The organism is Pseudomonas sp. HLS-6 (assembly GCF_002753995.1).
Taxonomy (GTDB): Bacteria; Pseudomonadota; Gammaproteobacteria; order Pseudomonadales; family Pseudomonadaceae; genus Aquipseudomonas; species Aquipseudomonas defluvii.
In genome coordinates this window covers 1,958,439-1,980,792 of record NZ_CP024478.1, presented here as the reverse complement: position 1 = coordinate 1,980,792, position 22,354 = coordinate 1,958,439, and the positions used below count along the sequence as shown (strand labels likewise).

Genomic DNA, 22,354 nt, shown 5'->3' with positions numbered 1-22,354 from the left:
ACTCCGCATTCAGTGGATAAACATAACCGCAAGGCCTGCCGTGCCCTGGTGGTTATTTCTTTTTCTTGGGGGCGATGACCATCAAAAGTTGGCGTCCTTCCATCTTAGGATGCTGTTCGACGGTTCCGTATTCCGCGAGATCAGCTTCGATCCGCTTCAACAGTTCCATACCCAGCTCCTGGTGAGCCATCTCACGACCACGGAATCTCAGAGAGATTTTGGTCTTGTCCCCATCAGTAAGGAAACGTACCAGGTTGCGTAGTTTTACCTGGTAATCCCCTTCCTCCGTCCCTGGACGAAACTTAATTTCTTTAATCTGGATGATCTTCTGGTTTTTCTTCGCTGCAGCCTGCTGCTTTTTCTTCTCGAAAAGGCTCTTGCCGTAGTCCATGACTCGGCAGACAGGCGGGACTGCGTCGGCAGAAATTTCTACCAGATCCAGCTTCGCTTCTTCAGCGATACGAAGCGCTTCATCAATCGAGACGATGCCAATCTGCTCGCCGTCAGCGCCAATTAACCGAACCTCGCGTGCCGAGATATTCTCGTTGATCGGGGCCTTCGGTGCAGTTCGTTTATCTTGTCTCATATCACGCTTAATAATGATTACTCCGATTCTTGGCGACCACGCCGGGAAACCGCTTGTGCGAGGAATTCAGCGAATTGCGCGACAGGCATCGAGCCCAGGTCAGCACCTTCACGTGTACGCACAGCGACGGTTTGTGTTTCGACTTCCCGGTCCCCAATAACCAAAAGGTAGGGAACCTTGAGCAACGTATGCTCGCGGATTTTAAAGCCGATCTTCTCATTTCTCAAGTCGGACTTGGCACGGAATCCGCTTTCATTGAGGGTTTTTTCAACATCCAGCGCAAATTCTGCCTGTTTGTCGGTGATATTCATGACCACCGCCTGCATTGGCGCCAGCCAGGCAGGGAATGCACCCTCATAGTGCTCGATCAGAATGCCGACGAAACGCTCGAAGGAGCCCAGAATGGCACGGTGCAGCATGACAGGATGCTTGCGACCGTTATCTTCGGACACGTACTCAGCGCCAAGACGGATCGGCAAGTTGAAGTCGAGCTGCAGGGTACCACACTGCCAGACACGACCGAGACAGTCTTTCAACGAGAACTCGATCTTCGGCCCGTAGAAGGCGCCTTCACCTGGCTGCAGGTCGTAGGCCAGACCAGCGCTGTCCAATGCAGAGGCCAGTGCACCTTCGGCGCGATCCCACAATTCATCGGAGCCAACACGCTTTTCAGGACGCGTGGAGAGCTTGAGCTCGATGTCCTTGAAGCCGAAATCGGCGTAAACGTCCAGGGTCAGCTTGATGAACGCAGCGGCTTCGGCCTGCATCTGCTCTTCGGTGCAGAAGATGTGGGCGTCGTCCTGGGTGAAGGCGCGCACACGCATGATGCCATGCAGCGCACCGGACGGCTCGTTACGGTGGCAAGCACCGAACTCGGCCAGACGCAGCGGCAGCTCACGGTAGCTCTTCAGGCCTTGATTGAACACCTGCACGTGGCATGGGCAGTTCATCGGCTTGATCGCGTAATCGCGACTTTCCGACTCGGTGGTAAACATGTTTTCGGCGTAGTTGGCCCAGTGCCCGGATTTCTCCCACAGGGTACGATCGACCACTTGCGGGGTCTTGATCTCCAGGTAGCCGTTGTCACGCTGCACCTTGCGCATGTACTGCTCAAGCACCTGATACAGGGTCCAGCCATTCGGGTGCCAGAACACCATGCCCGGGGCTTCTTCCTGGGTATGGAACAGGCCCAGGCGTTTGCCAAGCTTGCGATGGTCGCGCTTTTCAGCTTCTTCGATGCGCTGGATATACGCAGCCAGCTGCTTCTTGTCTGCCCAGGCAGTGCCGTAGACACGCTGCAGCTGCTCGTTCTTGGCATCGCCGCGCCAGTAGGCACCGGACAGTTTGGTCAGCTTGAACGACTTGAGGAAACGGGTGTTCGGCACGTGCGGGCCGCGACACATGTCAACGTATTCTTCGTGATAGTACAGACCCATGGCCTGCTCGTTCGGCATGTCTTCGACCAGGCGCAGCTTGTAGTCTTCGCCACGGGCCTTGAACACCTCGATGACCTCGGCGCGCGGGGTAACCTTCTTGATGACGTCGTAGTCGGTGTCGATCAGCTGCTGCATGCGCTGCTCGATCGCAGCCATGTCATCAGGGGTGAACGGACGTTCATAGGCGATATCGTAATAGAAGCCTTCGTCAATGACCGGACCGATCACCATCTTGGCGGTCGGGTACAGCTGCTTGACGGCGTGACCGACCAGGTGAGCGCACGAGTGACGGATGATCTCCAGCCCCTCTTCGTCCTTGGGGGTAATGATCTGCAGGCGGGCGTCGTTCTCGATCAGATCGCACGCATCGACCAGCTTGCCGTCGACCTTGCCGGCGACGGTGGCTTTGGCCAGACCTGCACCAATGGATGCTGCGACCTGGGCGACGGTAACCGCCTGGTCGAACGAGCGTTGACTGCCATCGGGAAGAGTAATAATGGGCATGGCGCCTCCTCTCCTAGTGGTGACCCCTACCAAAGGTCACGTGGGTTGGGATGAGCCAGTACGCGATCCGCCCCTGTCTTTCAAAAAGAAAGCCTGTCTCACAGTGACAGAAGCCAACGGCCTGCCAGGGAACGAACCAGAGTGACTGGAGGTAAAAATCTATAAGCCGCCGATGCTAACACAAAGCGTTTTACGGATCGCGGCTCACACGCCACAACACGCAGAAATAATTCTGTTTTTTTTCAGAAGTGGTGAACCAGAGCGGATTTTTCCTCTCAGAGCCTAAAGAAGCGTCCTACTCTTGAATGACCCGATCGAATAGGAGTGTCCGGCATGCGAATTCAGTCCCTACTGGCCCTGACCACCGCAGGCGTGTTGCTGTTGCCCCTGAGCGTCCAGGCGGGCGCCTGGCCTGCCGGCAAGAAAGGCGATTACCTGGATCAGTGCATTACCGCCGCCGCCGCGCAACCCGGCATGACCATGACCACGGCAAAAATACACTGTGATTGCGGTGCAAACGCCATCGAGAAAAACTTCACCACCCAGGAAATCGAGCAACTGGACAGCAGAACCGGTGTGGATGCAGCCCTCGTGAAGCGAGCCCAGGATGCGGTCAGAGCCGCCTGCGCCCCCAAAAAATAGGCTCAAAACAGAGAATCCGACAATAAACTTGCCTCAGATCAGCATTATGCAAAGGTAAAAGCCGCCACGGACGCATATTTAGACTATGATACCCCCGTGCACCCTGTTGGCCTCGGCAACACCGCACTATTGAAAATCATGTTTCCTGGAGATACACCCATGTCCAATCGCCAAACCGGCACCGTAAAGTGGTTCAACGATGAGAAAGGCTTCGGCTTCATCACTCCTCAAGGTGGCGGCGACGACCTGTTCGTTCATTTCAAGGCCATCGAATCTGACGGCTTCAAGAGCCTGAAAGAAGGCCAGACCGTTTCCTTCGTTGCCGAGAAAGGCCAGAAGGGCATGCAGGCTGCACAAGTTCGCCCTGAGTAATCAGTACGAATTAAAAAACCCGTCCTGGTGACGGGTTTTTTTGTGCCTGAAATTCGAACGTGTCAGCCGCAGTTGACGCGGATAACGACGCCGCGTTCATCGGTATTGAGATTCAACCGCTCGGAACGGTACTCCAGGGTCATGATGTCGTGCGGCGAGAGCACACGTGCCAACTGCGAACCACTGGCCTTGCGCGCCTGCTCCAGCAGTTGAGCGGACGCCTGCTTGCCGACGGCGAATTCAGCGGCACTGGCCTGGCAACGACCATCGCTGTTCACTGGCGCGGACACTTCAGGCGCCTTCGTTGAAGAACCGGTGGCACTGCAACCTGCCAGAACGACAGCCGCCAACATACCGGCCAAAGATGCACGAATGCGGAACATGAACTCTCCTTTTAAAACTAGAATCTGCCCGAGCAGGCAGCTTTCATCACTTTTTGTTTCAAAGCATGCACAGTCTGCCTGAGCCACCCTCGACGGGAAACTTGCAATCGTGACCGGATTTTGCACGCTTAATAAAGGTCGATGTAGTCGGATGAAGGCGTCGGCCAGTTGTCCTGCAGCACCTTGAACACCTGCCGCACCCAACGCTCATCAACGGCAGCCTGCGCCCCTACACAGCCGGAACCGGCAGCCCAGGTTTCCAGACGAAAGGCCAACCCCTCGAGCTCACGACCACCCACCACTGGCGACAGCCAGGCCTGCCCTGCCCGATTCACCCGCAACTGATTGTGAATACGGCCATCCCCGGACGCGAGCAGCTCGCGAACGGCTTCAAGGGTAAATTGCTCGGGGTTGTTCAGATCAATCTGCACGGGATCACCTGGGAATCAAAACACCAATAGTTTGCCACGTAGCGGTTCTTATTCCTAAGTCGCAGTGCGATCGAATCAGGCGCATGATTTACTGCCAGCACTGGCGGAGGGCAATCGAACCTCCCCTTCGAACGCCAGGGTGCGGCATTCGAATCCTCATCACCTGCACACGCGTTTCGAGACTTCCATGGCAAGCCACTACATAGACGCCGACATAAAGGTCAAATGGCCCGACGGTCAAAGCGCCTACAGCCCGGGCACCCCCGAAGAGTTAACCCTTATTGCCATCGACCTGCTCGTCAAGGAACTGGGCAGCGATGCCGCTCGCGCCTTCATCGAGCAGATACTCGGACGTTACGCGCCCGAGCATGGCGACACACTCAGGACCTGACATCATCGCTCATACCGACTCCAGCTCACCAAGACGCGGAATGGAGGGCTGCGCACCCGCTCGCGTTACCGATAACGCAGCAGCACGCTGACCGAAGGCTATCGCCTCACGCTCACCGCGCCCAGCCAGCAGGGCCGCAGCGAAACCACCCACAAAGGTATCTCCTGCCGCCGTGGTGTCGACAGGCTGCACGTTCGGCGCAGGAAAATGCTCAACGCCCTGAACATCGGCGAACACAGCACCTTCGCCACCCAGGGTAATGATCACCTTGCCCGCACCCAGCGCCAGCAGCTTCAGCGCAGCGCCCTCGGCAGTCTCGCGGGACGTCACCGGCAGCCCCGTCAGCGCTGCCGCCTCGCTTTCGTTGGGAATCAGGTAATCGGCCAACGCCAGCCAATTCGATGGCAGTGGCCCTGCCACCGGAGCAGGATTGAGAATCACCACCTTGCCCAATGCATGACCACGCTCCAATGTATGCAGTACCGTCAGGGCGGGCACCTCCAGCTGACAAATGATCAGTTCGGCGGCCTGTAGCAACGTATCGAAACGCTGTACCGACTCAGGCAGCAGTTGCCCATTACTACCCGCAACAACCACGATAGCGTTCTGGCTTGCCGCGCCTACCACTATCAGCGCGACACCACTGGAGGTCTCGGCACTGATACTGACTGCCTGACAATCAATACCTTCAGCGGCCAGCGACTGACGCAGCTGCACGCCGTAGGCGTCATCCCCCACACAACCAATCATCGCAACCTGCGCACCAAGCCGCGCAGCGGCCACCGCCTGATTCGCGCCCTTGCCACCGGGCACAGTGGTGAAAGACTCACCCGCCAGGGTTTCACCCGCCTTGGGCAAGCGCTCAGCTCGCACGACCAGGTCCATATTGAGGCTGCCAACCACCACGATGCTCGCCTGCATGGCTCCGCGCCCTCTGCGCTAATCAGTAAACGTGTCCGGACGCGGTGCCGTCGACTCACGCAGCACGATACTCGGCGTCACAATGCGCTGCTCAACAGCGCTACCGGCCGGCTCAGCAATACGGTGCAGCAACCGCTCAACCGCGATTTCGCCCAACTCACGGATCGACTGGCCGACCGTGGTCAACGCGGGATAAACGTACTGGCTCAGCTGGATATCATCGAAACCGATCACCGACAGTTCACTGGGCACACAGATATTGCGCTCGGCAGCCGCTCGCAACACACCGATACCGATCATGTCATTGGCTGCAAAAATTGCGCTTGGCCGGTTCTGCCCCAACAGCTTTGCCGCAGCGCCATACCCACCAAGGCCGGAAAAGTCACTGTCAAGCACCCTGCCCTCAACCACTGTAATGCCCGCTTCAGCCAGCGCACGCGTGAAACCCGCCAGGCGCATCCGCGCAACACTGGTACTGGCAGGCCCATTGATACAGGCAATGTCTCGATGCCCCAATTCAAGCAGGTGACGCGTAGCCATGTATGCCCCTTGCTCATGGTCGATACGCACCAGGTCGGCCTCCACCCCATCAAGGGCACGGTCGACAATCACCATCGGCGCGCGCACCGTCTGCAAGCTTTCCAACAGGTCGCCATCCTCCCCTACCGACGCGACAATCAAACCGTCGATTCGCTTTTCCAGCAACACCCGCAGGTAACTGCGCTGCTTCTTCGGGTTGTCATCGGAGTTGCACAGGATGACGCAGTAGCCGTTGCGCTCACAGGCATCCTCAATACCCCGGGCCAGCTCGGCGAAGTAAGGGTTGACACTGTTGGGCACCAGCAAGCCAATCGTGGCAGTGCTGCGCGCCTTGAGCGAGCGCGCCACTGCGCTGGGCACATAGTCGAGCTCAGCAATCGCGGCCTCGACTTTCAGTCGAACCTGCTCACTGACCGGCCGGGTCTTGTTCAGCACATGGGACACCGTGGTGTAGGAAATCCCCGCCAAGGCCGCTACATCTTTAATCGTTGCCATTTTTAGTTCCGCCTGCGTGTACGCTGGCTGCGATAGGTGTCGAGGATCACAGCGATAACAATCACCGCGCCAGTAATAATGCGTTTGCTTGGCTCCGAGACGCCAATCTGTGCCAGCCCTGCAGCCAGCACGGAAATGATCAGAACGCCGAAAAAGGTGCTGATGACTGAGCCGCGCCCACCCATGAGGCTGGTACCGCCGATCACCACAGCGGCGATTACCTGCAGCTCCAGCCCAGAGCCCGCATTGGGGTCGGCCGCTTCCAGCCGGGAAATCTGAAACAGTGCGGCCAACCCGGCAAGCAGCCCCATCAACGAGAACACCAGCACTTTGTAAGGGCGCGGATTGATGCCCGCCAGGCGCACAGCCTCTTCGTTTGTGCCAATGCCGATCAGGTAGCGACCGAACACCGTGCGCACAAGCGCCCACTGAGCAACCACGATCACCAGCAAGGCAATCACGAAGGCGGGCGAAATACCGAATACCAAGGGCTCAGACAGCCAGGCAAAGGCATCACCGATATAGGCCGTGCGCGAATCGGTCATCTGGTAGGCCACGCCACGCGCAACCTCCAATACACCCAGCGAAACGATGAAGGAGGGAATTCGCCAAGCGACAGCAATCGAGCCGGTAACGGTCCCGACCAGTGCCGCACAGGCCATGCCGAGCAACGCCGCTGGCAGCGCACTCCAGCCCCAGCCGAGGATGGCGACACTGACGATGGAACCCGCGAGCGCCAGCACCGAACCAACCGACAAATCGATGCCGCCGACAATCAATACAAAGGTCATCCCGACCGCCAGCACCATCAGGTCGGGAATTTGATTAGCCAGGATGCTGAAGGTAGCGTAGGAAAGAAAGTGGCTGCTCAACAGCGAAAAAAGCACGATCAATATCAGCAGCGCACCCGCCAGGCCCAAGTAAGCACCCACACCCTGATAACGCCCGCCGCGCGTGCCTGCAACAGCAGCCGAGGCTTGAACTGGCGAGGTACTCATGCAGCGCTCCCTTGATAACCGGCGAAGGCCGCCGCCAGCAGCTGATCCTGACGCCATGTGTCACGCTCAAATGTGTCGATCAAGCGCCCTCTGGAGAGCACACCGATACGGTCACAGATCAACATCAACTCGCGCAGATCGCTGGAAACCACGACCAACGCCCGGCCCTGACGAGCGAGCTCGGCGAGCAAACCATAAATATCGAACTTGGCCCCCACATCAATACCACGGGTCGGCTCGTCAAACAGCAACACCGAGCAGTCGCGCGCCAGCCAACGCGCCATCACAACCTTCTGCTGATTCCCGCCAGAGAGCTCACTCACAACCTGATCCGCACCCGTACAACGTATTTGCATCGCTTCGATCTGCCGTCGCGCCAAGGCCTGCTCCGCATCACGGTCGACAACACCCGCTCGAGATACCGCCGACAGGTTGCCCAAGGCAATGTTCGCCGTAATGGATTGAGACAGCAGCAAGCCCTCGCCCTTGCGGTCTTCGCTGATCAGCGCAATACCCTCGCGCACGGCCTCAGCCGGGGACGCAAGGTGTACCGACCTGGGCGGGTTACCTAAAGCGACACGCCCTTGGTCGGCCGAGTCGGCGCCGAAAATCAATCGCAGCAGCTCCGTACGCCCGGCACCGACCAATCCGTAGAGCCCGAAAAGTTCGCCACTGCGCACTTCGAAGGACACATCAGACACCATCTCTCCCCGCCCCAACCCATCGACCGTGAGAATCGGCTCGCCAATACGACGCTCGCCAAGGTCAATCGCCTCACCCAACGCGCGCCCCACCATCAGGCTGACTAATTGCTCGCTGCTGTAACGCTGCATCGGCTCAACGCATATCAACTGACCGTCACGCAGCACGGCGACTCGCTGAGCAAGATGCCTGAGCTCCTCCAGTCGATGGGAAATATAGACAATCGCCACTCCTTGGCGCTGCAAGCGCTCGATCTGAGCAAACAACAATGTCACTTCGCGCGCCGTCAGCATGGCGGTCGGTTCATCCAGAATCAGTACATGACAGTCACCGATCAGGCTGCGAGCAATTTCGACCATTTGCTGATGACCGATGCCTAGCTCACTCACCCGCGTATCCGGGTCGACCGCTTCAAGACCGACCTGTGCCATAGCCGCCCGGGCCAGTACGCGCAAACGCTTGCGGTCGATCCAACCGGCGCGACTGGGCAGGTTGCCGAGAAACAGGTTTTCAGCCACCGAGAGTGTCGGCAACAGGTTCAGTTCCTGCATGACCATACGCACGCCCAACCGCTCGGCTGCCGCGCGACTGCCAGGCAGGTAAGGCTTGCCATTGAACTGCATCCGGCCGGCCGTGGGCGGCTCCAGGCCTGCAATGATCCTGGACAGGGTGCTTTTACCGGCACCGTTCTCCCCCGCCAGGGCCAAGACCTCGCCGCGGCGCAGGGCCAGGTCAATATTGCTTAGTACAGGCTGCGCATAGGCTTTGCCCACAGCGCTGACTGACAGCACGATATCCTCAGTCGCAGGCATACAGGGTACTCACTGGAAATGAAGGCTACGGCGCCTTGACCAACTCAACCGGCGTCTGGATGACATTGTCAGCATCCACCTGCGGCAACTCCCCCTTGAGCATCTTCAGCGCCACCTCAATACCGAACACAGCCTGCCTGGCAGCGAACTGATCAGCACTGGCCAACACCCGACCATCGCTGAGCATCGGTTTGATTGCCGAGATGTTGTCGTAACCCACCACCTGCACCGTACCCGTCCTGCCCGCCGCCCGCACCGCAGAGACCGCACCCAGCGCCATGCTGTCGTTGCCGGCCAGCAAGGCCTTGAGATCGGGGTATTCGTTGAGCATGGCCGACGCTACGGCGCGCCCCTTGTCAATCTCCCAACTGCCCGATTGCACCGAGACAATCTTCATCTGCGCCGCGTCCATCGCGTCCTTGAAGCCGGCCGTACGCTGCTGCGCATTGGTGGTCGTCGATATGCCCTCGATGATGCCAACCTGATCACCGGCCGTGAGCCTTGCAGCGAGGTAGTCACCCACCAGACGAGCGCCCTTGCGGTTGTCTGGCCCTACGAATGGCACGCTCAGGTGCTTGCTTTTGAGCACGCCCGGGTCAAGGCGGTTGTCGATGTTGACCACCGTGATACCGGCATCAATGGCCTTTTTGATCACCGGCACCAGCGCCTTGGAATCGGCAGGTGCAATCACCAGCGCATCAACCTGGGAAACGATCATTTGCTCGACAATACGGATCTGGTTACTGGTATCGGACTCATCCTTGATACCGTTGGACACCAGGTCGAACTCACCTGCGTGGCTTTTCTGGTAGGCCTTGGCACCGCCTTCCATCGTCAGGAAGAACTCGTTGGCCAAGGACTTCATGACCAAGGCAACCCTGGGCTTCACAGCAGCCTGTTCGACCGCGTGGGCAACGGGAATAAAAGCGCTGAGAGCGCTCAACACAACAGCCCCGAGCAGGCGTCCGGTGAAGGGCAACGTCATGAAATCACTCCGGTACATTATTGTTATCAAGTAGCAAACGTTTGCATTACTTCACTATGGAAATGCCCGCCACCTTTGTCAAATACCCCCGCCATCACCTGACGGCGAGGCCAAGCAGGGAAATTATCCTTTAAACAGATCGGAAAACCGAACAGCCAAATACAGATAAATTCGGGAAGCCGATCCCTAAAACACCAGAAGATACGCTTAAGGCACCCATAATCTCCAATAAAAACAATACGTTAAATCCAGACAAGTGAACTGGTACGCTTTCTGCTGTTCTTTGCCTGGCAACACCGCACTTCAATCAATAAGCGAGAACAAAAATGAAAGCTGCGTTCCACTCCTTTGTACCGAGTGCCTTGGCCCTGCTGCTGCTCCTGCCTGCAGGCGCCAATGCCAAGGACGTCGAGAATCAACAGAAACTGGCCAACGTGGTCATCCTGGCCACAGGCGGGACCATCGCCGGTGCAGGCGCCGGCGCTGCCAACAGTGCGACGTATCAGGCCGCTAAAGTGGGCGTCGACAAGCTGATCGCAGGCGTACCGGAGCTGGCCAACCTGGCCAACGTCCGTGGCGAGCAGGTCATGCAGATCGCATCAGAAAGCATCACCAATGAAAACCTGCTGCAACTGGGCAAGCGCGTCGCCGAACTGGCCGACAGCAAGGATGTCGATGGCATCGTCATCACCCACGGCACCGACACCCTCGAAGAAACCGCCTACTTCCTGAACCTGGTCGAGAAGACCGACAAGCCTATCGTGGTAGTCGGCTCGATGCGCCCAGGCACGGCCATGTCCGCTGACGGCATGCTCAACCTCTATAACGCCGTGGCCGTGGCCAGTGACAAGCAGTCCCGCGGCAAAGGCGTGCTGGTCACCATGAACGACGAAATTCAGTCCGGTCGTGACGTGAGCAAGTCGGTCAACATCAAGACCGAGGCCTTCAAGAGCGCCTGGGGCCCGATGGGCATGGTGGTTGAAGGCAAATCCTACTGGTTCCGCCTTCCGGCCAAGCGCCACACTCAAGATTCGGAATTCGACATCAAGCAGATCAGCAGCCTGCCCCAAGTGGATATCGCCTACGGCTACGGCAACGTGACGGACACTGCCTACAAAGCACTGGCACAGAACGGCGCCAAGGCACTGATCCACGCCGGCACGGGTAACGGCTCTGTCTCCTCCCGCGTAGTCCCTGCCTTGCAGGAGTTGCGCAAGAATGGCGTACAGATCATTCGTTCGTCCCACGTCAATGCCGGCGGGTTCGTGCTGCGTAACGCCGAGCAACCGGACGATAAGAACGACTGGGTTGTCGCTCATGACCTGAACCCACAAAAAGCCCGCATTCTGGCAATGGTTGCCTTGACCAAGACCCAGGACAGCAAAGAGCTGCAGCGGATCTTCTGGGAGTACTGATCCCCGCCTGCCGGCCGCCCGCCGCTCTACGGCGGGCATCACCGCGTAAAAATAGTTTCAAAGGCATGCAGCAAATCGCTGCATGCATTGTCTGAAGCGCTCCTACACCCACAAGGTGTTGCGAAATGGCCTACAGTAAAATACTGTATGCACATACAGCAAAAACAAGGAACGCTCCGTGGCAACCACTTCCTCTGCATCGACCCCCGCCAGCAGTTACGAGCAACTCGGCCTGCGCATCCAGAAAATCATCAATTCGCCGACCGCACAGAAAGCACGGTCAGCACTGATCTTTCGCCTGGAACATGAATCTCCCGACGACTGGGAAACCCTGCTCGAAGAAATCGCCGAGAACGATAACGTCACCCTCGCGCATCGCGATGATGGCGGCGTTCAGATTTTCTGGGTTGTACCGAAGGAAGACTGAGCACGCATGAGATTCAAGATTTTTGCAGTATCCTGCCTGCTGTTCAGTTTCGCCGCCCACGCCGACGCCCCACGCACCTTCAGCGAAGCCAAGAAAGTCGCCTGGAAACTGTACGCCCCGCAATCGACCGAGTTCTATTGTGGCTGCAAGTACAACGGCAACCGTGTCGACCTCGAAGCCTGCGGCTATGTGCCACGCAAGAACGCCAACCGCGCCGCGCGAATAGAATGGGAACATATTGTGCCGGCCTGGCAGATCGGCCATCAGCGCCAGTGCTGGCAGGACGGCGGGCGCAAGAACTGCTCGCGCAATGATCAGGTCTATCAGCGCGCAGAAGCCGATCTGCACAACCTGGTACCGAGCATCGGCGAGGTCAACGGTGACCGCAGCAACTTCAGCTTTGGCTGGCTGCCCGAGCAACACGGACAATACGGTTCCTGCCTGACCCAGATCGACTTCAAGGCAAAGAAGGTGATGCCGCGCCCATCCATCCGCGGAATGATCGCACGCACCTACTTCTATATGAGCAAGCAATACAACCTGCGCCTGTCAAAACAGGATCGCCAGTTGTACGAAGCCTGGAACAAGACCTACCCACCTCAAGCCTGGGAGCTTCAGCGCAACCAGCGGGTGGCGTGCGTCATGGGCCACGGCAACGAGTTTGTCGGGCCGGTCAACATGAAGGCCTGCGGTTGACGCGCCGGGCAGCGCTTGCCAGCAGGCGCTGCCCGGCATTCACCCGCAACCGGCGCGGCGCGACTATCGCGGTGCGTCGTGCTGGATCACCACCGAGTCGATACCCAGGCGCGCCATGACATCGGCTTTCTGCGCCAGCGCTGCCGCCTTGTCGGCGTAGGGGCCCAGCAGCACCACCGGCTTACCCTCGCGGTAAACCACCGACGACGGGATGCCACGCTCGATCAGCCGCGCGGTCATATCCGTCAGCGCACCCATGTTCGCCCCCTGAATGATTTCGACATCCCAGCCCTGAGCAGCCGGCTGGTCGGCCAGCGCTTCAGCCTTGCGCTGCAGGTCGGCGCCGCCGCAGATCTCGCGCAGGCGCAGGTTGTTACCGTCCTGATCGATGATCACTTCGTACTCGGCACCCTGCTTGATCGCCACGTAGCTGCGATAGGCTTCCACCACGCCCGCCGCATCCTTGCCGCGAACCTGACCGCAAATATCCCCTTGCTCATTAATACGAACATTGGCGAACTTGGCCGTTTTCGGGCTTTGCAAATGCTCGGCGACCTTGTTGTGAGCGCGCTCTACATCATTCTCACAGCCAGCCAACGCCAGCATCGCCATTACCACCGCCACTTTGCGCACGCGCCTATCTCCTGAATGCCAGCGGCGGATTTTAGCACCTGCAAGGCAACGGCAGTTACAATCGACCAGCATTCCCATCGAGAGGACGGCTATGCACCAGGTACTGTTGATCATTGACGTACAACCTTCCTTCAACCCACCCCAGTGGCTGGTCGAAGGCATCAACACACTCCTCGGGCGCATGCCGTCAGTCGCCACAGTAGAGCGTCACGACGAGCACCACACCCCGTTCCAACGCCAACTTGGCTGGCATCCTGCCAAAAACGAGCGCTGCCTGATCGCGGCCGACAGGGTGTTCGCCAAGTACGGTTATTGCCTCTCCAGCGAGACCCTCAACCACCTCAAGCAATTGAAACCGGACCGTGTCCTGGTATGCGGCATCCAGACGGACACCTGCGTGCTGGCGGCGGGCTTTGTGCTATTCGATGCGGGGCTGCAACCGACATTGATTACCGACCTGACCCGAGGCTCATCCCTGGATCGCTCAGGGGCACTGGGAATAAACCTGTGGCGACATCACTTCAAGCACACGGTGACGACGGCCGAACTGAAATAGCCCTACCCACACCGCACGGCTTTCAAATCTATTTCCCCGGACAAACAAAAAGGGCGACCCTTTCGGATCGCCCTTTTTGCTACCACACTAAAGTGGATTTAATTTGGTAGGCACAATTGGACTCGAACCAACGACCCCCACCATGTCAAGGTGGTGCTCTAACCAACTGAGCTATGTGCCTGCTGTGGGGCGCATTCTACTCAGGTTTTTACAACCCGTAAATAGAAATATGCAAATAAATCAAACTTTTGCTGCATGCCCTGAACACGCAAAAAATCGCCCCAAACAAAAAAGGCGACCCTTTCGGATCGCCTTTTTTTGCTGCCGCCAACAGGAGCGGCCTGATTTGGTAGGCACAATTGGACTCGAACCAACGACCCCCACCATGTCAAGGTGGTGCTCTAACCAACTGAGCTATGTGCCTGCTGTGAGGCGGCATTCTACGGAATTGACGAATGGTGTCAACTCTTTTTTTCGCGCTAACTCACTGAATATTAAAAATATTTGTGGGTTGGTCGTTTTCAGAATTTTAAACACCCCGCTAGCGGGTGTTAATTATTGTTGATAGGATCAGCTCATACGTAAAAAATATAAAACAGAGGTCCACCCCCATGGCGCACACCCCCTACCCTCAGTCCTACTACGCCGCATCGGCCAATCCTGTTCCGCAGCGCCCAGCTTTGCAGGAAGAAATTGATGTCGATGTCTGCGTGATCGGCGCCGGCTACACCGGTCTGTCCAGCGCACTGTTCCTGCTTGAAAACGGTTTCAAGGTTGCTGTCCTGGAAGCTGCCAAAGTCGGCTACGGTGCCTCTGGCCGCAACGGCGGGCAAATCGTCAACAGCTACAGCCGCGACATCGACGTCATTGAACGCACTGTCGGCCCCAAACAGGCACAACTGCTAGGGCAGATGGCGTTTGAAGGCGGCCGGATCATTCGTGAGCGCGTCGCCAAATACAACATTCAGTGCGATCTGAAAGACGGTGGCGTGTTCGCCGCCCTGACCTCCAAGCAAATGGGCCACCTGGAATCACAGAAACGCCTGTGGGAACGTTTTGGCCATAATCAGCTGGAACTGATGGACCAGCGCCGCATCCGTGAAGTCGTCGGTTGCGACAGCTACATCGGCGGCATGCTCGACATGAGCGGCGGGCACATCCATCCGCTGAACCTGGCGCTGGGCGAAGCTGCAGCGGTTGAATCCCTCGGCGGCAAGATCTATGAACAGTCGCCTGCCGTGCGCATCGAACGCGGTGCCAACCCCGTGGTACACACCCCTCAGGGTAAAGTCCGCACCAAGTTCGTGATTGTCGCCGGCAATGCCTACCTGGGTAACCTGGTGCCGGAGCTGGCTGCCAAATCGATGCCATGCGGCACCCAGGTGATCACCACCGAGCCGCTGGATGCCGACCTGGCACATTCGCTGCTGCCACAGGACTACTGCGTTGAAGACTGCAACTACCTGCTCGACTACTACCGCCTGACCTCTGACAAGCGTCTGATCTTCGGCGGTGGCGTGGTGTACGGCGCACGCGACCCGGCCAATATCGAAGCGATCATTCGCCCGAAAATGCTCAAGGCTTTCCCGCAGCTCAAGGACGTGAAGATCGACTACGCCTGGACCGGCAACTTCCTGCTGACCCTGTCGCGCCTGCCTCAGGTCGGCCGTCTTGGCGACAACATCTACTATTCGCAGGGCTGCAGTGGTCACGGTGTGACCTACACCCATCTGGCAGGCAAGGTGCTGGCCGAAGCGCTGCGCGGCCAGGCAGAACGCTTTGATGCGTTTGCCGAGCTGCCGCACTATCCGTTCCCAGGCGGGCAATTGCTGCGTGTACCGTTCAGCGCCATCGGTGCCTGGTACTACAGCCTGCGCGACCGCCTCGGCGTTTAACGCCTACCGCTCAAGCCGTCACGGGCCAATGGCCTTGACGGCTTGGCGGGCAGCCTGTTCCTGGCCTGCCTGGGCCAGATCATTGGCTGCCTTGAGCCAGCGCTGCCGGTCTACCTGCGCCGGCAACTGCCCAGGTTGCTGTACCAGCACAGCCCAGGCGCCCTCCTTCTGCCAGGCAGCATTGAAGCTGTCGAAGCCCATCAGCAAGCGCCGATTATTGCCCGAACGCAGCAGCACGCGTTCCTTGTAGCGGTCGTAACCGACCAGCAAGGCATACCGCGGCTCGCCCCACAGCGCTGTCCCCTCACTGTAACGCAGCAATACCGGATTACCTGCAGCAACCTGCGTTAGCAGCGCCGGCAACTGACGGTCCAGTGGGTAAACCATCATCCCGTACTCACGCGCTACAGCCGGTATTGACTCCGGCAGCTTGTCGACGTCTTGCGGCAAATGCAGCGGGCCATCAAGCAAACCTGGCGTGATCCTCACACCCTGTTGAGACAATATCGCCGCCAAGGCCATTGAGGCACTCTGGTTCGCATTGCCACGGAAATACGGCACGCCGCTCAACTCAACCCGCTGCGCCATGCCATTGAGCTGAGACGAGAAGGGGCTGGCACAACCAGCCAGGCTAAGGGTTACGGCCACAGCCGCAAACAGACGACGGGATGCGATGGGAAATACAGGCATGGACTCTCGCTTGTTCTGGCGCCAGGCAGGCAGCGCCCGGCCTCGGCTGCGATCATAGGCCGGCAGCGCTTCGCGGTATAGCCCGCGTACGGCTTAGAACAAAGCAGACCAAGGAGCTAGACCATAGGTCAATGGCTTGCCATGTAACAACAGCTAGACTGTTGCATGGGGCAAGCGCAAGAGCCTGCCCGGCTTAAAAGGAGGCACACATGAGCCTGACACTGGCGATTTTCATGTTGATCGGCGCTTGGCTGAGCGTCGCGGCCGCAATGCTCTGGGGCGTACTGCGCATCACGCGTCGCCACCATCACCCTCACCTGCAACCCCGGGATATGACGGCAGGCGTGCCTCATCGCCAGCGCCGACACGCCCACGCACACTGACTCAGCCCCACAGAAACGACAACGGCCGGCCCGGGTTAACCCGGCGCCGGCCGTCACGCCTGAATCAGTAATCAGGCCGAGATTTCTTCACGCTTCGTGCGAGCACGTCGCGACAGAATGTTAAGCACTTCGATCGCCGTCGAGAACGCCATGGCCGCGTAAACGTAACCTTTTGGCACGTGGACACCGAAGCCTTCAGCGATCAGGGTCATACCGATCATGATCAGGAAGCCCAGGGCCAGCATCACGACAGTCGGGTTGTCGTTGATGAAGCGCGCCAGTGGATCAGCGGCCACCATCATCACCACCACGGCACTGATAACGGCGATGATCATGATCGGCAAGTGCTCGGTCATGCCCACAGCGGTAATGATGCTGTCGATCGAGAAGACGATATCCAGCAACAGGATCTGGCCAATCGCAGCAGCAAAGCCAAGGGTAATGGTCGACGAGGCCTTGGCGTCTTCCTGTGCCACGGGATCAACACTGTGGTGAATTTCAGTGGTTGCTTTCCACAACAGGAACAGGCCACCCGCGATCAGAATCATGTCCTTCCAGGAGAAACTCTGGCCAAACACGTCAACCACCGGTTCAGTCAACTGGACGATCCAGGCAACGGTACTGAGCAGCGCCAGACGCATCACCAGCGCCATGCTGATACCCACGCGCCGCGCCTTGGAGCGGTACTGTTCAGGCAGTTTGTTGGTCAGGATGGAAATGAAGATCAGGTTATCGATACCCAGGACAATCTCCATGGCCACCAAGGTGGCCAGGGCGACCCAGGCGGTAGGGCTTGCAGCAAGTTCTAACAGGTATTCCATGAATCAGTCCTGAACGGGGGGATTGGTTGAATCAGATGTCTTGAGTGCTGTCATCGCGCTCGGTGTCAGAAGGCTTCTTCTCTGCCTGCGAACCTGTGGCTTCGCTCAAGGCTTGTTGAGCCGCTTCGTTGGTCTTGTCGATGGCTTCCTTGGCCGACTGTGCGGCCTGATTGAGCACCTGCTGGGCGGACTTTTCTGCCTGTTCACAGCCGCTGATGGCAAACAACGCCAGCACCAGCACCAACGGCGTACCAATCGATTTGAAGTGAAGCATGTTTTTTCCTCTTGTAACGGCCAGCCCTGAAGCCGGCGCTTTAGATAGCAATGCATTCTAAAGACCGAGATACATCAGGAAAATTCGTTTTTTTAAGGGTTATACTTCGGTTTTTACGAAGTGAGAGCCCTCATGCTCAACTACAGGCAGCTGCACTACTTCTGGGTCGTGGCCAAAACCGGCAGCATTGTGCGCGCCTGCGAGCAACTGAACCTGACCCCGCAAACCATCAGCGGACAGATCAGCCTGCTGGAACAAACCTATGGGGTAGAGCTGTTTCGCCGGGTAGGCCGTCAACTGGAACTGACCGAAACCGGTCGCCAGGCCCTGAGCTATGCCGAGCCCATGTTCCAGATCGGCGGAGAACTTGAGGCCCTGCTGCGTACGCAGCCAGAAGAAAAGCAGATCCTGTTTCGGGTTGGCGTTGCGGATGTGGTGCCGAAGTCCATCGTTTACCGGCTGATTGCCCCCACCATGGAAATGAGCGACCCACTGCGCATCAGTTGCCGTGAAGACAAGCTGGAGCGCCTGCTTGCCGACCTGGCGATTCAGCGCCTGGACCTGGTCATCTCCGACAGCCCAATGCCCAGCCACCTGGACATCAAAGGCTACAGCCAGAAACTGGGAGAATGCGGCATCAGCTTCTTTGCCACCGCCACGTTGGCCGCGCGCTACGGGGCCAACTTTCCTCAAGGGTTACAACATGCGCCACTGCTGATACCCGGGCAGGAAACCGTGGTACGCAGCCGCTTGCTGCGCTGGTTTGCCGAACAGAATGTGCAACCACGGATCATCGGTGACTTCGATGACAGCGCCTTGATGCAAGCCTTCGGGCAGTCAGGCAGCGGAATATTCATCGCCCCCAGCGTCATCGCCGACGAGGTCTGTCGACAGTACGGCGTCGAGCTGATCGGCCAGACGGATGCCGTGATCGAGTCGTTCTATGCCATCTCGGTGGAACGCAAGGTCAAGCACCCCGGCATTCTTGCCATCACCGAAGGCGCCCGACGCGAGCTGTTCAACTGGCCTCTGGCTGGAACCGCGCGCTCATCAACCACAGCCCCAGGATCACCGACGACGTGATCAACACCGCGGCAGACAACCCCAGGCGGGCCAAGCCCAGGGTATCGATGACCCAACCGCCAATGATCGCCCCCAGGCCGATGCCAAGATTGGCCCCGGCAATATTGAGAGAAGCCGCAAACGCCGGCGCCTTGGGGGCGGCCTTGATCAGGCGCACGTGGGAAACCAGAAACAGCGCGGCCTGGGTCGCCCCCCAAATGGCCAACGCCAACATCAGGCCCACCGTGGACTGCATGCTCGGCACCACCGCAACCAAGCCTATGACCATCACGGCGCAGAAGCCACTGGACGCCAGCAGAGGATGACGATCCACGGCACGGCCGCCCAGACTGTTGCCGACCAAACCGACCGCACCAAACCCCATCAGGTACCACCCCACCCTGCTGCCATCGAAGCCGGCCAAACGCTCAAGCATATCGGCCAGGTAGGTATACGCCGTGAACATGCCGCTGAACACCAGCACCGACAACAGCACATGCCCCTGCAACAAACGGCTGCGCAGGATGCCAAATTGCCCGAGTAGTGACGAGGCCGGCGTCTGACGTGGGGTGCGTGGCAGGTAGCCGTACAACAACAACGCCTTGGCCAGCGCCAGCACGGCCAGCACCGCAAAAGCAGCCCGCCACCCCAGGGCATCACCAATCAAGGTGCCGACCGGAATACCAAACACCGTCGCACACACCACACCAAAGCTGATCTTGGCAATGGCACGTCCAGCGTAAGCCGGGCCGACGATGTCCACCGCCGTTTCACTGGCCAATGCCCAGAACACCGGCAACCCGAGCGCCGGGATCAACCGCGCCAAGCCCATGACATAGATGTTCGAAGCCACCGCCGCCAGCGCATTGGAGGCCGCGAACACCAACAAAATTCCGACAAACAGTCGTTTTCGATCGAAGCGCGCGCACCACGCGGTGAGAAACGGCCCGCAACAGGCCACGGTGAATGCGAACAAGGTCACCAGCAGCCCCGCCTGGGAAACACTGACCTGCAGGTCTCGTGCAATGCCCGGCAGCAACCCGACGATAATGAACTCCGTGGTCAATACAGTGAAGCCGGCCGCAGCCAGCAACAGGATAGGCAGTAACATCCACACTCCAACACAGAAAGCACGCGGCCACAGCCGCGCCAAAAGGGCGGGCATACTACACGCCCGCACCACGCTCCGACACCGTGCAGCGACCCTCGGCTGCACACTGTGCTAAAGTCGCGCCCTTTTTCGCGGCCCTGCCATCCAGACGCCGTCAATGCGCCACGTTTCGGCACTGCCGAAAACCTTGAACAAGACAGAGAAACACCTGCCATGACCCCCGTTCTAAACCTGTTGAATAGAACCAGCCTGGTGCTACAGATCCTGGTTGGCCTGATTGCTGGTATCGCCCTCGCGTTGATCTCACCCGAAACCGCAGCAAACCTGTCCTTTGTTGGCAAGGTCTTCGTCTCCGCGCTGAAGGCTGTCGCCCCCATTCTGGTGTTCATTCTGGTCATGGCGTCTGTCGCCAACCATCGTCATGGTCAGGAAACCCATATCCGTCCGATTCTGGTGCTGTACGTGCTGGGCACCTTTGCGGCTGCGGTGGTTGCGGTAGCTGCCAGCATGGCCTTCCCTTCCCACCTGGCACTGAGCACCTCCGAGGCCTCGCTGAGTGCTCCGGGTGGCATTGGTGAGGTCCTGCAGAGCCTGGTGCTGAGCGCCGTAGACAACCCGGTCAAAGCCCTGATGAACGCTAACTTCATCGGTATCCTGGCGTGGGCCATCGGCCTTGGCATTGCCATCCGCCATGCTGGCCAGACGACCCGAACCGTGCTGGAAGACCTGTCCAACGGCGTGACCGTGATCGTACGAGTCGTCATTCGTTTTGCGCCGCTGGGTATCTTTGGCCTGGTCGCCTCGACCCTGGCAGAGTCCGGCCTTGATGCCCTGATCGGCTACCTGCACCTGCTGACCGTCCTGATCGGCTGCATGCTGTTTGTCGCGCTGGTGGTCAACCCGCTGATCGTGTTCTGGAAAATCCGTCGCAACCCGTTCCCACTGGTGTTCATGTGCCTGCGTGAAAGCGGCATCACCGCCTTCTTCACCCGTAGCTCGGCCGCCAACATCCCGGTGAACCTGGCGTTGAGCAACAAGCTGGGCCTGCATGAAGACACCTACTCGGTATCGATCCCTCTGGGTGCAACCATCAACATGGCCGGTGCCGCCATCACCATTACCGTCCTGACCCTGGCAGCGGTAAATACCTTGGGCATCACCGTAGACCTGCCGACCGCCGTACTGCTCAGCCTGGTGGCGGCGGTGTGCGCCTGCGGCGCCTCCGGCGTGGCTGGCGGCTCGCTGCTGCTGATTCCTCTGGCCTGCAGCCTGTTCGGCATCCCCAGCGAAATCGCCATGCAAGTGGTAGCAGTTGGTTTCATCATCGGAGTACTACAGGATTCGGCAGAAACTGCGCTGAACTCCTCCACCGACGTACTCTTCACCGCCGCTGCCTGCCAGGCCAAAGAGCGTCAAGCCGCTCGCGCCTGACCATCACCCTGCAGCCGGTGCCCGGGCACCGGCTGCTTGTGTTTTACCGTCAACCGCACCTAGGCTAGAGCCTTTCCTCGAATAGAGACAGGGCCATGTCCGCCGAACACGAAACCGCTTCCCCTGCCCGCTTCACCAGCACCGAAGTCCGTATTCTCGGCTCGCTGATCGAGAAACAGGCCACCAACCCCGAAACCTACCCACTGACCCTCAACGCCCTGGTGCTGGCCTGCAACCAGAAAACCAGCCGTGAGCCGGTGATGAACCTGAGTCAAGGCCAAGTCGGCCAGAGCCTGCGCGCCCTGGAAAGCCAAGGCATGACCCGCCTGCAGATGGGCAGCCGCGCCGACCGCTGGGAACACCGTATCGACAAGGCCCTGGAGCTGGTTCCGGCACAAGTGACGTTGCTTGGCCTGATGTTTCTGCGCGGCCCGCAGACCGTCAACGAGCTGCTGACCCGCAGCAACCGCATGCACGACTTTGACGATGCCGAGCAGGTCGTGCATCAACTTGAACGCCTGATTGCACGCGGTTTTGCGCTGCACCTGCCGCGCCAGGCCGGCCAGCGGGAAGACCGGTACACCCATGCATTCGGCGATCCGGAAGACATCGAAGCCATCCTCGCAGCACGGCAGCAAGGGCCGGAACGCTCGACCGCCAGCGCGGTGTCGCTGGAACGTATCGAAGCGCTGGAAGCCCGTATTACCGCGCTGGAAGAGCGCCTGGCGCAGCTGGAGTAACACACACGGCCTGGGTGGCCGG

General features: G+C 58.9%; 26 protein-coding genes and 2 tRNA genes. 12 read left to right on the top strand and 16 right to left on the bottom strand.

Features of this window, described 5'->3' with window-relative positions; all coding sequences use genetic code 11:
• Positions 1 to 52: 52 nt before the first annotated feature.
• Both infC and thrS read right to left on the bottom strand, forming a co-directional pair.
• Positions 53 to 604 carry a translation initiation factor IF-3 gene (gene infC, locus CS390_RS09180; protein WP_176717451.1) on the bottom strand — a complete coding sequence of 184 codons (552 nt, stop codon included), beginning with the start codon at positions 602 to 604 and terminating at the stop codon, positions 53 to 55.
• Positions 604 to 2,526: a threonine--tRNA ligase gene (thrS, locus tag CS390_RS09175; RefSeq protein ID WP_065760829.1), complete on the bottom strand. Its 1,923-nt coding sequence runs from the start codon at positions 2,524 to 2,526 to the stop codon at positions 604 to 606. The genes infC and thrS overlap by 1 nt, the downstream gene beginning before the upstream one ends.
• Positions 2,527 to 2,859: 333 nt before the next feature.
• On the opposite strand from thrS, the gene CS390_RS09170 reads away from it, so the two are divergent.
• Both CS390_RS09170 and CS390_RS09165 read left to right on the top strand, forming a co-directional pair.
• Complete coding sequence (locus tag CS390_RS09170) at positions 2,860 to 3,168, top strand: hypothetical protein (protein WP_099774112.1); 309 nt, start codon at positions 2,860 to 2,862, stop codon at positions 3,166 to 3,168.
• Positions 3,169 to 3,327: 159 nt separating this feature from the next.
• Entirely contained in the window at positions 3,328 to 3,540 is a 213-nt protein-coding gene (locus CS390_RS09165) for a cold-shock protein (protein WP_003179963.1), read from the top strand.
• Positions 3,541 to 3,602: 62 nt separating this feature from the next.
• On the opposite strand, the gene CS390_RS09160 is transcribed toward CS390_RS09165, so the two are convergent.
• Together CS390_RS09160 and CS390_RS09155 are read right to left on the bottom strand one after the other, a co-directional pair.
• The gene (locus CS390_RS09160; RefSeq protein ID WP_065760831.1) at positions 3,603 to 3,923 is read right to left on the bottom strand and encodes an I78 family peptidase inhibitor; all 321 of its coding nucleotides are present in this window, start codon (positions 3,921 to 3,923) and stop codon (positions 3,603 to 3,605) included.
• 128 nt (positions 3,924 to 4,051) lie between these two features.
• Complete coding sequence (locus tag CS390_RS09155; protein WP_099774111.1) at positions 4,052 to 4,354, bottom strand: hypothetical protein; 303 nt, start codon at positions 4,352 to 4,354, stop codon at positions 4,052 to 4,054.
• 187 nt (positions 4,355 to 4,541) lie between these two features.
• Here CS390_RS09155 and CS390_RS09150 point away from each other — a divergent pair, with 187 nt between their 5' ends.
• Positions 4,542 to 4,745, top strand: coding sequence for a hypothetical protein (locus CS390_RS09150; RefSeq protein ID WP_099774110.1), 204 nt, complete (start codon positions 4,542 to 4,544; stop codon positions 4,743 to 4,745).
• A 9-nt stretch (positions 4,746 to 4,754) separates the two neighbouring features.
• Here the strand turns inward: CS390_RS09150 and rbsK are convergent, their stop codons facing one another.
• Genes rbsK through CS390_RS09125 form a run of 5 tightly spaced genes read right to left on the bottom strand, consistent with a single transcriptional unit; the run spans position 4,755 to position 10,198 of the window.
• On the bottom strand, positions 4,755 to 5,666 hold the full coding sequence (gene rbsK / locus CS390_RS09145) for a ribokinase (protein ID WP_099774109.1): 912 nt from the start codon (positions 5,664 to 5,666) through the stop codon (positions 4,755 to 4,757).
• 18 nt (positions 5,667 to 5,684) lie between these two features.
• The gene (locus CS390_RS09140; protein ID WP_099774108.1) at positions 5,685 to 6,701 is read right to left on the bottom strand and encodes a LacI family DNA-binding transcriptional regulator; all 1,017 of its coding nucleotides are present in this window, start codon (positions 6,699 to 6,701) and stop codon (positions 5,685 to 5,687) included.
• Between the two features lie 2 nt (positions 6,702 to 6,703).
• Positions 6,704 to 7,699 carry an ABC transporter permease gene (locus tag CS390_RS09135; RefSeq protein ID WP_099774107.1) on the bottom strand — a complete coding sequence of 332 codons (996 nt, stop codon included), beginning with the start codon at positions 7,697 to 7,699 and terminating at the stop codon, positions 6,704 to 6,706.
• Positions 7,696 to 9,213, bottom strand: a complete 1,518-nt coding sequence (locus tag CS390_RS09130) for a sugar ABC transporter ATP-binding protein (protein WP_099774106.1) — start codon at positions 9,211 to 9,213, stop codon at positions 7,696 to 7,698. The genes CS390_RS09135 and CS390_RS09130 overlap by 4 nt, the downstream gene beginning before the upstream one ends.
• A gap of 25 nt (positions 9,214 to 9,238) precedes the next feature.
• Entirely contained in the window at positions 9,239 to 10,198 is a 960-nt protein-coding gene (locus CS390_RS09125; protein WP_099774105.1) for a sugar ABC transporter substrate-binding protein, read from the bottom strand.
• Positions 10,199 to 10,524: 326 nt separating this feature from the next.
• Between CS390_RS09125 and CS390_RS09120 the strand changes: the two genes are divergently transcribed.
• The 3 genes from CS390_RS09120 (at position 10,525) to CS390_RS09110 (ending at position 12,736) form a co-directional block, all read left to right on the top strand.
• On the top strand, positions 10,525 to 11,613 hold the full coding sequence (locus tag CS390_RS09120) for an asparaginase (RefSeq protein ID WP_099774104.1): 1,089 nt from the start codon (positions 10,525 to 10,527) through the stop codon (positions 11,611 to 11,613).
• A gap of 178 nt (positions 11,614 to 11,791) precedes the next feature.
• Positions 11,792 to 12,040 carry a DUF1654 domain-containing protein gene (locus tag CS390_RS09115; RefSeq protein WP_065762037.1) on the top strand — a complete coding sequence of 83 codons (249 nt, stop codon included), beginning with the start codon at positions 11,792 to 11,794 and terminating at the stop codon, positions 12,038 to 12,040.
• Positions 12,041 to 12,046: 6 nt separating this feature from the next.
• The gene (locus CS390_RS09110) at positions 12,047 to 12,736 is read left to right on the top strand and encodes an endonuclease (RefSeq protein ID WP_065762036.1); all 690 of its coding nucleotides are present in this window, start codon (positions 12,047 to 12,049) and stop codon (positions 12,734 to 12,736) included.
• Positions 12,737 to 12,799: 63 nt separating this feature from the next.
• Here CS390_RS09110 and CS390_RS09105 read toward each other — a convergent pair whose 3' ends face one another.
• On the bottom strand, positions 12,800 to 13,369 hold the full coding sequence (locus CS390_RS09105; protein ID WP_099774103.1) for an SPOR domain-containing protein: 570 nt from the start codon (positions 13,367 to 13,369) through the stop codon (positions 12,800 to 12,802).
• Between the two features lie 91 nt (positions 13,370 to 13,460).
• Here CS390_RS09105 and CS390_RS09100 point away from each other — a divergent pair, with 91 nt between their 5' ends.
• Positions 13,461 to 13,925, top strand: a complete 465-nt coding sequence (locus CS390_RS09100) for an isochorismatase family protein (protein WP_099774102.1) — start codon at positions 13,461 to 13,463, stop codon at positions 13,923 to 13,925.
• 104 nt (positions 13,926 to 14,029) lie between these two features.
• Here the strand turns inward: CS390_RS09100 and CS390_RS09095 are convergent.
• Positions 14,030 to 14,106: transfer RNA gene (locus tag CS390_RS09095), tRNA-Val, on the bottom strand.
• A gap of 166 nt (positions 14,107 to 14,272) precedes the next feature.
• Positions 14,273 to 14,349 (bottom strand) — tRNA-Val (locus tag CS390_RS09090).
• A 187-nt stretch (positions 14,350 to 14,536) separates the two neighbouring features.
• On the opposite strand from CS390_RS09090, the gene CS390_RS09085 reads away from it, so the two are divergent.
• Positions 14,537 to 15,820, top strand: a complete 1,284-nt coding sequence (locus CS390_RS09085; RefSeq protein WP_065761993.1) for an FAD-binding oxidoreductase — start codon at positions 14,537 to 14,539, stop codon at positions 15,818 to 15,820.
• 18 nt (positions 15,821 to 15,838) lie between these two features.
• Here CS390_RS09085 and CS390_RS09080 read toward each other — a convergent pair whose 3' ends face one another.
• Complete coding sequence (locus tag CS390_RS09080; RefSeq protein WP_065761994.1) at positions 15,839 to 16,510, bottom strand: hypothetical protein; 672 nt, start codon at positions 16,508 to 16,510, stop codon at positions 15,839 to 15,841.
• Between the two features lie 209 nt (positions 16,511 to 16,719).
• On the opposite strand from CS390_RS09080, the gene CS390_RS25070 reads away from it, so the two are divergent.
• Positions 16,720 to 16,893: a hypothetical protein gene (locus CS390_RS25070; RefSeq protein WP_176717495.1), complete on the top strand. Its 174-nt coding sequence runs from the start codon at positions 16,720 to 16,722 to the stop codon at positions 16,891 to 16,893.
• A gap of 71 nt (positions 16,894 to 16,964) precedes the next feature.
• Here the strand turns inward: CS390_RS25070 and CS390_RS09075 are convergent, their stop codons facing one another.
• Both CS390_RS09075 and CS390_RS09070 read right to left on the bottom strand, forming a co-directional pair.
• Positions 16,965 to 17,714, bottom strand: coding sequence for a TerC family protein (locus CS390_RS09075; protein WP_099774101.1), 750 nt, complete (start codon positions 17,712 to 17,714; stop codon positions 16,965 to 16,967).
• 31 nt (positions 17,715 to 17,745) lie between these two features.
• Positions 17,746 to 17,988, bottom strand: coding sequence for a hypothetical protein (locus CS390_RS09070; protein WP_065761917.1), 243 nt, complete (start codon positions 17,986 to 17,988; stop codon positions 17,746 to 17,748).
• A gap of 132 nt (positions 17,989 to 18,120) precedes the next feature.
• Here CS390_RS09070 and nhaR point away from each other — a divergent pair, with 132 nt between their 5' ends.
• Positions 18,121 to 19,071, top strand: a complete 951-nt coding sequence (nhaR, locus tag CS390_RS09065) for a transcriptional activator NhaR (RefSeq protein WP_099774100.1) — start codon at positions 18,121 to 18,123, stop codon at positions 19,069 to 19,071.
• On the opposite strand, the gene CS390_RS09060 is transcribed toward nhaR, so the two are convergent.
• Positions 19,007 to 20,161 (bottom strand): MFS transporter, encoded by a 1,155-nt coding sequence (locus CS390_RS09060; protein ID WP_065761919.1) that lies wholly within the window; start codon positions 20,159 to 20,161, stop codon positions 19,007 to 19,009. The genes nhaR and CS390_RS09060 overlap by 65 nt on opposite strands.
• A 213-nt stretch (positions 20,162 to 20,374) precedes the next feature.
• Here CS390_RS09060 and sstT point away from each other — a divergent pair, with 213 nt between their 5' ends.
• Both sstT and CS390_RS09050 read left to right on the top strand, forming a co-directional pair.
• Complete coding sequence (gene sstT / locus CS390_RS09055; RefSeq protein WP_099774099.1) at positions 20,375 to 21,592, top strand: serine/threonine transporter SstT; 1,218 nt, start codon at positions 20,375 to 20,377, stop codon at positions 21,590 to 21,592.
• Between the two features lie 95 nt (positions 21,593 to 21,687).
• The gene (locus CS390_RS09050) at positions 21,688 to 22,332 is read left to right on the top strand and encodes a YceH family protein (RefSeq protein ID WP_099774098.1); all 645 of its coding nucleotides are present in this window, start codon (positions 21,688 to 21,690) and stop codon (positions 22,330 to 22,332) included.
• The last annotated feature ends 22 nt before the right edge of the window (positions 22,333 to 22,354 follow it).